We start from the raw sequence: 14,298 nt of genomic DNA on the forward strand, positions 1-14,298 counted from the left end.
ACATGCGCAGCCGCCCTTTAACTTCACTGCCGTTATATTAACTTTCCAGTATAAACCGGTTCCACTTTTGCTGCCAGGCAATATCGTCCCAGAACGGATGATGCGGCGCGCAGTTGGAGCACAGCGTCATGCCCCAGAAGCCGAGTGCCATTCCTTTACGGATTGCGTATTCGGCGATGAATTTGCCTACAGGTCCTTCCTCGAAGCCGGCCAGAAGCGGCGTGTACCCGACATAGCCTTCTCCGATAACAATAGGTAAACCAGCCTGGTCCGCCCATTCATGAATTTCTTCAAAGGACTTGTCGGCCTTCTGGAGCATCGCGATCTTATGTGCCCCGTATCTGTCATACAGGAACAAATCCCACTTGTCCGGGTCCGCCCAGTCATGCAGGTAGATTAGCCGCATGCCTACCGGATTCCCTTCCATCCGCCATTCCTGGCCCGGAGGCAGGCTCCATTCCTCAAAAGGCGGTGCATCCTCCCTTAGCAGAGACTGAACGAATTCTCCCGGGAAAGGTACATTGTCATCATCAATTCCTGCATTGTGCATCAGCTCATTCAGCACGCCTTTGATATACAGGTGATAGTGGCCTACCTGCATATTGCGGGCGACATAAGCTTTCGGATATTCTTCATTCACGGTATAGCTTGCTGTCATCAGAGTATCCGGATGCTGTTCGCGCAGATAAGCAACCGCTTCTTCAATATACGGCTGCATAATTCTGACGTTGGCTGGCACATTCTCGAACGCCACTCCCTGGGCTGCCCCAACGGCTGTCAGCTGACCGAATTCTACTTCGTTGTGCAGCTCCGCGTAAACAATCTGCTTACCGTAGCCGGCTTCTTTTACGTAACGGATCAGCTGGTTCATCGATTTGGCAAGCGCCATGAACCGGTCCTCAGGCGCAATGGCTGCCAGCTCGTCGCGCAGCTGCGGATGTGCCAGAAAGCTCGGGCTCTGCTGATATTCCCAGGAGGACAGCATGATGTAACAGTTATGCGCTTCAGCCTGTCTGAACAGCTCCAGCAGATGGGCATGTCCGTCGAGCTCGGCACCGCCGATGCAATTGTACCATCTGGTGCGCTGCCCGACCTTGCCCAGGCTGCCGAACTTCAGCGGACCGGCCGCGGCCCTTCAGCGGTAAACAGCAGGAACGGCATGGCGCAGATGCGAATCGTATTGTAACCGCGCTCTACCGCTTCCGCGAACCGCGCAGCCAGATCATGGTAAGGTTCTCCCGGCAGTGTCATCGTGTACCAGGAGAAATCCCACATTGTAATCGTAAGTTTGTTAGGATGAAGGCTGTGTATATCGTTCATAGTAAGATCCTTTCCTTCAGCAAGATAGATCAGCGGGAAATCAGCCCCGAAGGTCATTCAGCTGAAGTGTACATGAAATATACAGCAGCAGCAATTGATAATAAGCGGTTAATGATGGACGATATTCTTATATTAGGCGAAGTATCGTTAAGCAACAAAAAAAGCCGCAGCGTGTGCGGCTTTCCATTTTTTAAAGCACGATAGTCTTGGTGGCAATATTCCGGCAAAACTCCCGGTCATGCTCCACAAACAGCAGCGTCGGGGCGGATTCAAGCAGCAGCTCCTCGATCTGCATGCGGGAAAGGATATCAATGAAATTCAGCGGCTCATCCCAGATATACAAATGGGCCTGCTCACTGAGCTCCGGGCAATCAGCACTTTTTTCTTCTGCCCTCCGCTGAAGGAGGCCATATCCTTTTCAAACTGTACCCTGGAAAAATCAAGCTTGCGCAAAATCGCCTTAAACAGGCTTTCATCCACCTCATGTTCCCGGGCATATTCCGTTAAGCTGCCTTGCAGAAACGAGGTGTCCTGCGATACATAGGATATTTTCAGCTGGCTTCCGGTCCGCAGCGTTCCGGTATAGCTGATGTCCTCACCGGTAAGCAGCTTGAGCAGACTGGACTTACCCGAACCGTTTTTACCCGAGATGGCGATCCGCTCCCCCTGTCCGATAACAAAGCTGACGTCACTGCACACCGTCCGTTCCCCGTACTTGATTGAAATATGATCAAATTCAGCAAGCTGGTTTTTGTGATACGGAAGAGCAGTGATTTTCAGGCTGTCTGAGCTCTCGATATTCTTCAGCAGCTTCGATTTGTCTTCGATCGCACTATGCTGCCGCTGCTCAATGGATTTGGAGCGCTTCATCATCTTGGCAGCCTTGTGTCCGACATAACCCTTGTCAAGCTTGGAGCCGGAGTTCCGTGTACCGTTTTTCGACTTTTCCACTTCATCCGACCAGTTACTTGTGCGCTTGGCAGCGTCTGACAACCGCCGGATATCTGCTTTCAGCCTGTCATTCTCCGCGAGCTCATAGGCATCCTGCCGCTGTTTATTTTCCCACCATTCGGAGAAGCTGCCCTTTTGAATATCGATTCCGGTTTTATTGATTGACAGGATATGATCAACACAGTTATCCAGAAATGCACGGTCATGGGATACCAGAATGAATCCCTTTTTAGTGTTGAGATACTCGCTGACGAGCTGCCTCGCCTCCATATCGAGATGATTGGTAGGTTCATCGATCAGCAGAAAGCGGTCTTCCTTCAAAAATAAAGCTGCCAGCAGAACCTTTGTCTGCTCTCCGCTAGACAACGACTCAAACGGCCGGTAGAGCACCTCATCCGCTTCAACCTTCAGCAGGGATAATTCACGAACGAACTGCCACTGCTCCGCACCCGGACAGACCTCCTCCAGGACATCCATGGTTAGATATTCCGGATGCTCAACCCTGAACGGGAAATATTCAAAGCCAACCTTTGCCGAAATGGTTCCGCTGTATTCATATTTGCCCAGCAGCAGATTCAGAAAGGTTGTCTTGCCCCGGCCGTTCCTCCCTGTAAAGCCCAGCTTCCAGTCCGTATCCAGCTGAAAGCTTGCTTTCTCAAATATATTATCGTAGCTGCCGTCGTAGGCAAATGTAAGATTCGACACATTGATTAATGACATACAAGTAACCCCCTGTACCAAATAAAATGAGCTGCAAGAAGGCAGGCCTCCGCAGCTCAAATAAATACAGCAAACCCGGACCCTTGTATAAGGGGCGGATCAGGCTATTATTCTGAGTGAAAGGATGCAGAACCTTCTTGCACATAAAGCATAAAACACGCAAAGCCAAGGCGGCCCTGCGAAAAGCTGTTTTATTGATTTATATAAGCGCAAGAAATCCTACATTATCCTGTCAGCTCCTGTCATTAGTATAGTCTTGTTTATTATACACATTACCTTCAGCCTTGACCACCCTCCCGGCTCAGCGCCCGGACACAGCCCCCTCCGCATCATAATCTGCTACGATCAGCATATCCATATGGCGGGCCCGCCGCAGCAGAAAATGTACAAGGCTTTCCTTGAGCAACATACGCCAGATGGGTCTTCGTGATTGTCCGATGATCAGCTGGGTTGTATTCACCTCGTTCATCCGGGCCAGCAGCTGCTCATGCTTGTGAATGCCTCTGCCGGCTTCAGCGGTTTCCAGCTTGCCGCCCAGCCGTTCGGTCAGTCTCCGCAGCATATCCAGCCGCTTCTGTCCTGCCTCATCCAGCGGGGTGCCGCAGTGCACATAATGTACGTACCATTTAGCCTTGAGCCGGTGGGCAATCCGGAAGCCCCGGCGGATCAGACGCTCCGCCAGCTCTCCCAGGTCCACACATACAAAGATTACCTCTTGTCTGCTCCAAGGGCCGCGCAGGGAGGTGTCACGGTCCCAAGCCTCCAGCCGCTCATCCACATCATCGGCAATCTCACGCAGGGCCAGCTCGCGCAGAGCAATCAGATTCCCGATCTTAAAAAAAGATTCCAGCGCCTGTGTCACCTTTTCGGAGGCATAAATTTTGCCTTCCCGCATCCGCTGCTGGAGCATTTGCGGGGTAACATCAATCAGCTCGACCTCTCCTGCCATTCTCAGCAGGGCATCCGGTATAGTCTCCCGCACCCGCACCCCGGTCAGCTGGGCTACAGCATCATTTAAACTTTCAAGATGCTGCACATTGACTGTAGTAATGACGGAAATTCCATTCTCCAGCATCCGGATAACATCTTCGTAACGTTTTGCCGTGCGGCTGCCGGGCACATTGGTATGGGCCAGCTCATCCACCAGCACCACCTCCGGATGCGTTCGATGATCGCAGCAGTATCCATTTCTTCCAGCCGGGTTGACTGATACAGGATTTGGGCTCTCGGAATCTGCGGCAGCCCCCCGGTTTGTGCCTGGGTGTCTTTTCTGCCATGCGTTTCCAGCAGCCCGATAACCACATCAATTCCCCGGCTCAGCAGCAGGTTGCCCTCCTGCAGCATTTTGTAGGTTTTACCTACGCCGGGCGCGGCACCAATATAGACCTTCAGCGTCCCGCGCTTTATGGTTTCGATTCTGCGTTCCAGCTCAGGCCCGCTCAGGCGGTGAAACGGTTCACGGCCGGAACAGGCTGTGATTTCACCGGCAGTATCCGCTCGCCGTCCTGCTCCGCCCGGTCGGCCATCAGAAACACATCTATATTCCGTGTCCTGCGCAATACACGGTTGGCAATGGAGCCCTGCCAGCGCTCCTGCCAGCGGCTTTTGGCGGAGTGCCCCATGACAATCCGGGTCACCTTGTTCTGCACCGCATACCTGACCAGCTCCGACGGCAGCTGGCGGAGCTGCTTCAGCGGGAGCTCCTCAAAGCTGCCGTCTACCCGCTCAACCAGTTGAATAATGGAGCGTTTGAAGGCCTGCTGTTCCCGGCTAAGCTTACGTCCAGGCAGGACAAAGGTCACCACCTTCAGGTCACCGTTCAGGCGTTTGGCGATCTGCTGTCCCCGCCTGACATACAGCGAGCCGTTCCAGTGGTATTGGCTGGAGACCAGAATCCGTTCGCTGGCCCCCGACGGACCGGTGAGCCCGTGGGCTTCACGGTGCTTTTCCAGCGTTTCATTGACCCCCTCCGCAACCAGACGCAGTGACAACTCCCGGAGCACACCTAGATTTCCCCGGCGGGACATGGCCGGATGGGCGGCATCCCCCAGGATCCCATCCTCCATCCGCTTCAGGATCGTTTCCGGAGATACATCGATCAGCCTGACTTCATCAGCCAGCTCCAGGGTATCCAGCGGAACCGTCTCCTCAGCACGGATACCCGTCTTTTCATAAACAATCTCTCCAACACCGCCAAGCTCGTATACATTAACGGTCGTAATCACACTGATGCCATTGTCCATGAGATAGCGGATATCATCCAACCTTGCCGGAAAAGCAGCCCCGCTGCGGTTGCGGTGCGCCAGTCCATCAACCAGCACCACCTCTGGATTGCGCTCTATCAGTGCCTCCAGCGGCAGATCCTTATACTCCCTGCCGTCCTGGTGCCAGTGAATACTCGGTATCCTTTCCAGATCCGCTATCTGCTGCATCGTTTCCGGCCGTCCCATCGTGGACACTGCGCTGATAACCACATCAATGCCCTGCTGCTTCAGCAGCTTGCCTTCCTCCAGCATATGATAGGTTTTCCCTGAACCGCTAACAGAGCCGATGATGATCTTTAATCTGCCCCGGTGAAGCTTATAGATGGAATACAGAATTTCCTCCGGGGTTTTGCGTTTGTAAGGCGCCATTGCTGCGTCTCCTTTCGCCAAACCGGCAAATGCCCTGCCCGCAGCTTGCTCGGACAAGGCAATATATGCGGAATTATCTCTTTGTTAACTCAGATAAAGCAAGGTTGAGCTTCAATACATTGACCCGCTCTTCCCCGAACAGGCCGAGATCGCGCCCCTCGGTTACCTCCGTGACAAGCTGTCCGAGCTGTTCTGCTGAAATGCCGGTCAGGCCGCTGATCCGCGGAATCTGAACACGTGCTGCCGCGGGTGAAATATGCGGGTCCAGGCCGGACCCGGAATTGGTAATCAGGTCCACCGGCAGTTCGCTTACAGGAACATCCGGATTATCCTTTTGCCACTGAAGAATACTGTCCTTGGTCCGCTGCAGCATATCGGGATTGGATGGGCCGTAGTTATTGGAACCGGAAGCCTCAGCTTTATAGTCAATGCTCGATACCCTACCATGGAATAACGCCGGATTGCTGAAAGACTGCCCGATCAGCTCCGAGCCGACCGTCTGACCGCTGCTGTTCTTCAGCAGGCTGCCGTTAGCCTGGGAAGGCAGGAGCACCTGGGCCAGCGCTGTCGAAGCCAGCGGATACAGAATTCCGCAGAGAATAATCATTACGGCACTGAGCCGGAGTATGCCGAATAAAGCGGAAGCTTTGGATACAGCCGTTTCACGGCTGGCGTAGTCTGTTGTTCGCTCCATTTTCACAATACATCCTTTCGTATGATCCTTATTCGTATTTAGATCCAGATGCTCACAATCAAGTCAATCAGTTTAATGCCAAGGAAAGGTACTATAACCCCGCCGAGCCCGTAGACCAGAATATTGCGGCGCAGCAGCCGGGTAGAGCTCATCGGCTTGTAGGAGACACCTTTCATCGCCAGCGGTATCAGCAGCGGAATGATAATGGCATTAAAGATAAGAGCGGATATAATAGCCGAGCCCGGAGAACCCAGCCCCATGACGTTCAGAACTTCCATCTCCGGGATCGCCAGTGTAAACATTGCCGGAATAATGGCAAAATATTTGGCAATGTCATTGGCAATGCTGAAGGTGGTCAGTGCACCGCGCGTCATCAGCAGCTGCTTGCCGATGGCTACGACTTCGATAATCTTGGACGGATCAGAGTCCAGATCGACCATGTTCGCTGCTTCCTTGGCGGCAGACGTTCCGCTATTCATTGCCAGTCCTACATCCGCCTGGGCCAGTGCCGGAGCGTCGTTGGTGCGTCGCCGGTCATCGCTACCAGCTTGCCCTCCTGCTGCTCGCGGCGGATCACTTCGATTTTGTTCTCCGGTGTGCTCTCGGCAATAAAGCCGTCCACGCCGGCTTCAGCGGCGATTGTAGCGGCGGTAAGCGGGTTGTCACCGGTACACATAATCGTTTTAATGCCCATTTTGCGCAGCTCCTCGAACCGCTCCTTCATCCCCGGCTTCACCGTATCCTTCAGGTAGATAAGCCCGTAGATCCGGTCGTCCACAGCTACAGCCAGCGGCGTTCCGCCTTTACCGGCAATGCTGTTCGCGCTCTGATCCAGATTATCCGGGAGTATGCCTCCCTGGGCAGCAACCCAGCGCTTGATGGAATCGACAGCACCCTTGCGCACCTTCCTGCCGTCAGGCAGATCCATGCCGCTCATCCTTGTCTCCGCACGGAATTCAATAAATTCCGCATCTGCTGCCAGCCCGGCATCATAACGGGAGCCCAGCTTTTTGACAAGCTCAATAACGGACCGGCCTTCGGGCGTTTCATCCTTGAGGGAGCTGACTGCAGCCCACACGGCCAAGTCCCCGGCAGTTTCCTGGCCAACCGGAATGAACTCGCTCGCCATCCGGTTCCCGAAGGTGATGGTTCCGGTCTTGTCGAGGATCATGGTGTTAATATCCCCTGCCGCCTCCACCGCCTTGCCTGACATGGCCAGCACGTTAAACTGGGTTACACGGTCCATTCCGGCAATCCCGATGGCTGACAGCAACCCTCCGATTGTTGTCGGAATCAGGCAGACCAGCAGCGCAATCAGAACAGGTATTTCCAGATCCACCTCCAGATAGGCGGCGATAGGGCGAAGAGTCACCACAACAATCAGAAAGATAATCGTCAGGCTGATCAAAAGCGTATTCAGCGCAATTTCATTCGGCGTTTTCTGCCGCTTCGCTCCTTCTACCAGCGAGATCATCCGGTCCAGAAAAGACTCCCCCGGATCGCTGATTATGCGGACTTTAATTTCATCACTGACTACTCTCGTCCCGCCGGTAACGGAGTTGAAATCCCCGCCTGCTTCCTTGATGACAGGAGCGGACTCTCCTGTTATCGCCGATTCATCAACTGAAGCGAGCCCTTCAATGACTTCACCGTCGCCGGGAATCAGCTCGCCCTGGCGGACTACAACGATGTCACCTTTACGCAGCTCGGAGGAAGCAACGACCTTGATGCTGCTGCCGGACAGCCTGTTCGCAGCGATGTCCTGCTTGGTTTTTTTCAGCGTGTCCGCCTGTGCCTTGCCCCGCCCTTCGGCCAGTGCTTCAGCAAAGTTGGCGAACAGCACTGTAACCAGCAGAATGAAAAAGACAGTGATATTGAAGCCGATGGAATCAGCAGCGTTAAAATATCCCGGAAACAGAACCATTAGCAGGACGATAAATGTCCCAATTTCGACGACAAACATTACCGGATTTTTAATAAGGGTGACCGGATTCAGCTTCACCAGACTATCTTTGGCTGCCTCCCGGACCATCGGACCGGTCAGCAGCTTTTTTTTCTGTACAGTACTCATGTATGTTCTTCCTCTCCCCTAGCGTAGAGTCAAATACTCGGCGACCGGCCCGAGCACGATTACCGGCAGGAATGTCAAGGCACCGATAATCAGCACAGTGACAATCAGAATACCTGTAAACAGGCTGTTGTCAGTGCGGAATGTCCCGATGGTTTCCGGAACAGGCTGCTTCCTGAGCAGCGAGCCGGCCACCGCCAGCAGGGCAATAATCGAAACATATCGCCCGAGCAGCATGACAGCCCCAGTCATTACGTTCCAGAAGGTGCTGTTATCGGCAAGCCCTTCAAAGCCCGAGCCGTTATTCGCTGCTGAGGAGACATACTCATACAGCACCTGCGTCATTCCATGGTAGCCTGGATTACTGATTGCCCCATGGCCAAGCTCCGTCAGGAATGAAGCAGCTGTCGGAACCAGTATGATCAGGGGGTGAATCAGGATGGCGACGGCAATCAGCTTCATTTCCCTGGCTTCAATTTTGCGGCCAAGGAACTCTGGTGTCCGGCCGACCATCAGTCCGCAGAGGAAGACTGCAAGGATGGCATACATCAGCATATTGATCAGGCCGACCCCCTTGCCGCCGAACACATTGTTCAGCATCATCAGCGCCAGCGGCGTAATACTGCCGAGCGGGGTCTGGGTATCATGCATGTTGTTCACACTTCCGGTTGTCGCTGCAGTTGTAACTGTCGTGAACAGGGCAGACTGCGGGATGCCGAAGCGGACCTCTTTTCCTTCCATGCTGCCCTGTGAAGCATCGACTCCCAGTGCATTAACAGCAGGATTTCCGCTGCTCTCCGCATATAAGTTAAGGGAGAGCAGCAGCACGAACAGCGTCATCATGGCAGCAAAAATACCCCAGCCCTGCCGTTTGTTTTTGGCGAACAAGCCATACATATAAGGAAGCGCTGCAGGCAGCATCCACATGGACAGGATTTCAATCACATTTGTAAGCGGTGAGGGGTTCTCGAACGGATGTGCCGAGTTGGCTCCGAAAAAGCCGCCGCCGTTCGTTCCCAGATGCTTGATCGATTCCAGCGACGCTACAGGTCCGATTGCAATTTGCTGTACATGACCCTCTAGCGTTGTTACCTGCAGTGTTGGATGAAGCGTCTGCGGTACTTGCAGAGCAACCAGAACCAGCGTCACCAGCAGAGCTAGCGGCAAAAACACCCGGATATGCGCTTTAACGAAGTCCTCAAAAAAGTTCCCCAGCGATGCTCTGCCGGTAATCCCCCTTACAAAAGCAACGGCAACCGAAAAGCCGCTGGCTGCGGAGGTGAACATCAGCATCGTTATAACCGCCATCTGCGAGAAGTAGGAAAGCCCGGTTTCCCCGCTGTAATGCTGTAGATTCGTATTGGTGATAAAGCTGATTACCGTATTGAACGTTAGCGATTGTTCCATTCCGGCGATGCCGTTCGGGTTCAACGGCAGTAAGGATTGCAGCCGGAGAATGAGATACCCGAAGGCAACCAGCACAACATTGGTAGTAAGAAAGCTTAACGCATAGGTTTTCCAGGACATCCCCGGACGTTTTTTCAATCCGCTTAATGCAAAAATTCCCCGTTCCACTCCGCCGAAAACCCGGTCTGTCCGGTTCGGTTCATTAGAAAACACATGATATAAATAAGTGCCTGCCGGTTTGACCAGCAGCAGCAGAATCGCTATGACTACAATAATCTGAACAATGCCCACAAATGACCCTCCTTCATATCGCACATCTGTAATTTAGAATTTCTCGGGATGTATCAAGGCGTACACCAGATAGAGGAATAACAAAAGGACCGCTATCAGCACCACAGTCATGACCGAGCCCCCTCCTTATCTTCTGCAACATGGCCGCACCACTGCGCAAAGGCGTAGAACACACCGAAAATGACAGCCAGCGCCCCGGCCATATACAAGTCCATCATTGCCTCCGCTCCTCTCCATAATGTTTTCTCTTTCTGTTCTGCTTACAGCGTAACATTTCTGCCATTAGGCCTGGGTTAGGGTTTCATGCGGCACAATTAATATGGCATTAAGATTTACCTGAAGTGAAGGCCTGGACCGCTTCCTCGGCTTTCCGGACAGCCTCATCGTCCTCCGCTTCCACCAGCTTCCGCAGCTCATGCACCTTAAAAAAACGTTCGGCAGAAATAAGCAGTACCAGGATCATCGCTGTCACACCAACTGTTTGAAATACCTCATTCATCGTTATTAGCTCCCTTTAGCGTTTGTAATGTGAAGTAGACTTCATGTATCCAGCGTACTACTCCTGCCGTTAGTTCTGGGTTAGAGTAGCCGCAGGAAAATATAGATTCCATTAAAAAATGAAACGGAGTCTCCCATTAGTGTGCCCCGCCTGTCCCGGTCAATAACAAAAAAACCATACTCATATGAGTATGGTCTTGTTGCCCATTATCGTGGAAATGATTAAGTTCGTTATATTCTCAGCCCGATTTAATGTCCTCACCGCTCTGCAGCATCCTGTAGCCTACACCGATATGAGTCTGTATGATTTTGGACTGCGCGGTCTGCGGCTTTTCGATCTTTTTGCGCAGGGTTGCCATAAACACACGCAGCGCCGGTACATCGTAGGTCAGACTGCCCCAGATTTCCCGCAAAATATAATTATGTGTCAGGACCTTCCCTGCATTCTTGGCGAGCAGGCAGAGCAGCTTGTATTCAATCGGTGTCAGATGAATTTCTTCCTGGCCCATCCATACGCAGCCGGCGGCATAATCAATCTTCAGGTTGCCGTTGATAAAAACGGACGCATCCTTCTGCAGCTTCTCACTGTCATAGCGGATCCGGCGCAGGCTGACTCGCAATCTGGCCAGCAGCTCTTCGACACTGAACGGCTTGGTCAGATAATCATCGGCCCCGGCATCCAGAGCATCGATCTTGTCTCTGTCCTCGCTGCGGGCGCTTACTACGATGATCGGCAGGTTGGACCATGACCGTACTTTGCGGATAATGTCCACACCGTCCATATCCGGCAGCCCAAGATCCAGAATCATCAAATCAGGCTGATTGGAAACGGCCTCCAGGATAGATGACTCCCCGGTTTCCGCCGTGTGGTATTTATAGCCCTGTGTTTCCAGTGTAGTTGTAATCAGCTTGCGGATCGGCTTGTCATCCTCAACGACAAGTATTAAAGGTTTATTCATGAACATTCACCTCCTCTGCCTGCAGGGTAAAGCTGAAAACAGCCCCTTGCGGAATATTGTCCCTAACCTCAATTGTCCCTCCGTGGGCATGCACGATGGATTTGCATAAAGATAACCCGAGACCCAAGCCACGGCGTCCGTCACCGCGCAGATTATCAGCTGTATAGAACATATCGAACAGCTTAGTCTTGGCCTCCTCCGGTATGCCGGGGCCGTCGTCGGATACAGTGACCCGTACCAAATCCCGCTCCCGCTTCGCAGCTACTGTAATGGTGGAACCGGCTTGGGTATACTTGATCGCATTGTCCACCAGGTTGATCAGCACCTGCATAATCAGCCGGGAATCCATCCGGGCCATCAGAAGCTCCTCCTCAAGAATCGTCCGGATATTATGCTCTGCGCTGCTGCGGTTTACATGGAGCAGGGCTTCAGCAATGACCTCCTCCAGCAGCTCGGCCTGAAAATACAAATTCAGGCTGCCGTTATCGATCCTAGTAATGGACAGCAGATTCTCTACCAGATTGATCAGCCACATCGAATCATCGTAGATATCGGTGTAGAGCCCGATCTTCTGAGCTTCACTGAGGACACCCGGGTTCGCCAGCAGGATACCGGCATTTCCGGAGATGCTGGTGAGCGGTGTCCGCAGATCATGAGAGATGCCGCGAAGCAGATTCGCGCGCAGCTGCTCCTGCCTGATCTGGATTGAAATTTCCTTCTGCCTGCTGCTGAGCAGCTCCTTCTCCAGTGCAAGGGCACATTCGCCGAGCATGGCTATCATCAGGCTTTTCTCGAAGATGCCGAGCGGCTCTTCCCGGTCCATTACGATGCCGGCGACCGCGAACACCGTATCGCCTGCACGAACTGCGTGGTACAGGCAGCTGGCTGCAGAGAAGGTATCCGTAGTGGCTCCGGCCCGCTTGTTATTTTTGTACACCCAGTCGGCGACAGCCCATTCGTTCACTCCGGTATATTCTGATGCAGCGACAGCGGCTTCAGGCTTGGAGTAGATCAGCGGATCTTCAAGCCCCTCCGGACCGGCCGGATAAAAAATCACAGTCCGGTCTACCAGCTTGACCATATGGACAGCTGTATCCTTGATAATAGCCTCCACCCCTTCCGCCTGCTGCAATTTGCGGCTGGTTTCCAGCAGAACTTCTGTACGGTAGGCCTTTTGCGCAGACTGGCGGGCCTGCTCTTTAATCCTCATCGTAAGTGTACTGCTGATGAATGAAGCTATCAACATAACCAGAAACGTCACCGGATAACCCGTGTCCGCTGTAATCAGCGAGTAGTACGGCTCTGTGAACAGATAATTAAAGACGAGTACGCTTAGGATGGAATTCGCCGCGCTGTACAGCCTCCCGCTTGTAACTATGGCATTCAGCAGAACGCCCAGAATATATACGGTGATAATATTCGCTTCACGAAAACCGAGATGTTGGAACCAGAGCCCGATCAGCGTACAACCTGCCAAAATGATAAGTGATTTCAAGGCATCTGCCGTTGAGAAGCCCTTGGGCTTCAAATAAGAAGGAAACCTGTTATACCGTGCCGGCTGGGTATCCGGAATAATATGAACATCAATATTCGGGGCCAGCTCTGTCAGTTTATCCACGATATTGGTTTTGGCTATCCATCTTTTTTTGCCGCTTCGCGGACGGCCAATGACGATCTTGGTTACCCGGCTGGAGACGGCATATTCGGCAATCTGTCCCGGTATATCGTCGCCGTAGACTGTCGCCGGCTGGGCACCCAGCTGTTCGGCCAGCCGCAGATTTTCCCGGAGCTCAGCCTTGCTCTTGTGAGTCAGCTCTTTGCTTCTAGGCGTTTCCACGTATAATGCTGTAAAAGCCCCCCGGAACGCCTCGGCCATTCTTGCGGCTGTACGGATCACTTTTTTGCTGGAGGCAGCAGAGGAGATACAGACTAAAATATGGTCTTCCGTATGATAGGCCTCCTCAGCAGCCCTGTCACCGGATCGCCGGATAGTCCGCCCCAGCTGATCCGCGGTATAACGCAGGGCGATTTCCCGCAGGGCAATCAGCCTGCTTTTGACAAACATCTGTGAAAGGCTTTCATGCTGCTCCTGCCCGTCTGTGACAAGCTTCCCCTTGTTCAGACGGTCCAACAGATCATCCGGCGGAATATCAACCAGTTCAATCTGGTCGGCCCCCTCAAATACACTGTCGGGAATCCGCTCCTGCACAGTCAGGCCGGTGATGGCTGCGACAATGTCATGCAGACTTTCAAGGTGCTGTACATTTACTGTTGTATATACATTGATTCCTGCACGCAGCAGCTCCTCAATATCCTGATACCGTTTCTTGTGCCGGCAGCCATTACCATTATGGTGGGCCAGCTCATCCACCAGAATCAGGTCAGGCCGCCTGTTCAGGGCTTTATCCAGATCAAATTCCCGGGAGGGAAACGCAAGCCTCGGCAGCAGCTCCAGTCCCTCCAACAGCGCATCCGTCTCAGGACGCTCGTGCGTTTCAATGTAACCCGCAACTACGTCCTTCCCGTCTCTTTGCTCATCATGCGCTGCATTCAGCATGGCGCATGTCTTGCCGACCCCTTCCGCGTATCCAAAAAAGATTTTCAGCGTGCCGCGTTTTTTCCGCTGAGAGCTGTCTAAACCCTGCTCTTGGATTGGAACAGCGCTGTTCCGGTGATGTGCCATATCGATTCCCTTTCCGGCATGTAGTTGCTGTTAGCTAGTATAGCATGTGCAAAATCAGCATAGTATTACAACTT

The 14,298-nt window shown here is 53.0% G+C and carries 6 protein-coding genes and 4 pseudogenes; 1 reads left to right on the top strand and 9 read right to left on the bottom strand.

What is annotated here, in order from left to right:
• Nucleotides 1-37: 37 nt before the first annotated feature.
• Nucleotides 38-1,320, bottom strand: a pseudogene (locus AWJ19_RS13470) (cellulase-like family protein).
• On the opposite strand from AWJ19_RS13470, the gene AWJ19_RS35820 reads away from it, so the two are divergent.
• Nucleotides 1,306-1,524 (top strand): hypothetical protein, encoded by a 219-nt coding sequence (locus AWJ19_RS35820; protein ID WP_128083588.1) that lies wholly within the window; start codon nt 1,306-1,308, stop codon nt 1,522-1,524. The pseudogene AWJ19_RS13470 and the gene AWJ19_RS35820 sit on opposite strands and share 15 nt — an antisense overlap.
• On the opposite strand, the pseudogene AWJ19_RS13480 reads toward AWJ19_RS35820, so the two are convergent.
• From AWJ19_RS13480 to AWJ19_RS13510, 8 genes and pseudogenes are all read right to left on the bottom strand, one after another.
• Nucleotides 1,511-2,991, bottom strand: a pseudogene (locus tag AWJ19_RS13480) (Lsa family ABC-F type ribosomal protection protein). The gene AWJ19_RS35820 and the pseudogene AWJ19_RS13480 sit on opposite strands and share 14 nt — an antisense overlap.
• A 301-nt stretch (nt 2,992-3,292) precedes the next feature.
• Nucleotides 3,293-5,624: pseudogene (locus tag AWJ19_RS13485) on the bottom strand (histidine kinase).
• Between the two features lie 73 nt (nt 5,625-5,697).
• Nucleotides 5,698-6,318: a potassium-transporting ATPase subunit KdpC gene (gene kdpC, locus AWJ19_RS13490; RefSeq protein WP_068724419.1), complete on the bottom strand. Its 621-nt coding sequence runs from the start codon at nt 6,316-6,318 to the stop codon at nt 5,698-5,700.
• A 38-nt stretch (nt 6,319-6,356) separates the two neighbouring features.
• Nucleotides 6,357-8,389 (bottom strand): annotated as a pseudogene (gene kdpB, locus AWJ19_RS13495) (potassium-transporting ATPase subunit KdpB).
• A gap of 18 nt (nt 8,390-8,407) precedes the next feature.
• Nucleotides 8,408-10,084 (bottom strand): potassium-transporting ATPase subunit KdpA, encoded by a 1,677-nt coding sequence (gene kdpA, locus AWJ19_RS13500; protein ID WP_068724420.1) that lies wholly within the window; start codon nt 10,082-10,084, stop codon nt 8,408-8,410.
• 325 nt (nt 10,085-10,409) lie between these two features.
• Nucleotides 10,410-10,583 carry a hypothetical protein gene (locus tag AWJ19_RS35215; RefSeq protein WP_157890004.1) on the bottom strand — a complete coding sequence of 58 codons (174 nt, stop codon included), beginning with the start codon at nt 10,581-10,583 and terminating at the stop codon, nt 10,410-10,412.
• Between the two features lie 238 nt (nt 10,584-10,821).
• Nucleotides 10,822-11,541, bottom strand: a complete 720-nt coding sequence (locus tag AWJ19_RS13505) for a response regulator transcription factor (RefSeq protein WP_068724422.1) — start codon at nt 11,539-11,541, stop codon at nt 10,822-10,824.
• Nucleotides 11,534-14,224, bottom strand: coding sequence for a sensor histidine kinase KdpD (locus tag AWJ19_RS13510; RefSeq protein WP_068724424.1), 2,691 nt, complete (start codon nt 14,222-14,224; stop codon nt 11,534-11,536). The genes AWJ19_RS13505 and AWJ19_RS13510 overlap by 8 nt, the downstream gene beginning before the upstream one ends.
• Nucleotides 14,225-14,298 lie beyond the last annotated feature (74 nt).

Source organism: Paenibacillus sp. DMB5 (genome assembly GCF_001517085.1).
Lineage (GTDB): Bacteria > Bacillota > Bacilli > Paenibacillales > Paenibacillaceae > Paenibacillus_AQ.

What these genes read in the sequence shown, in the direction of transcription:
- AWJ19_RS35215 (WP_157890004.1), bottom strand. Translation starts at nt 10,583, where the DNA reads ATGAATGAGGTATTTCAAACAGTTGGTGTGACAGCGATGATCCTGGTA.
- AWJ19_RS13505 (WP_068724422.1), bottom strand. Translation starts at nt 11,541, where the DNA reads ATGAATAAACCTTTAATACTTGTCGTTGAGGATGACAAGCCGATCCGC.
- kdpC (WP_068724419.1), bottom strand. Translation starts at nt 6,318, where the DNA reads ATGGAGCGAACAACAGACTACGCCAGCCGTGAAACGGCTGTATCCAAA.
- AWJ19_RS13510 (WP_068724424.1), bottom strand. Translation starts at nt 14,224, where the DNA reads ATGGCACATCACCGGAACAGCGCTGTTCCAATCCAAGAGCAGGGTTTA.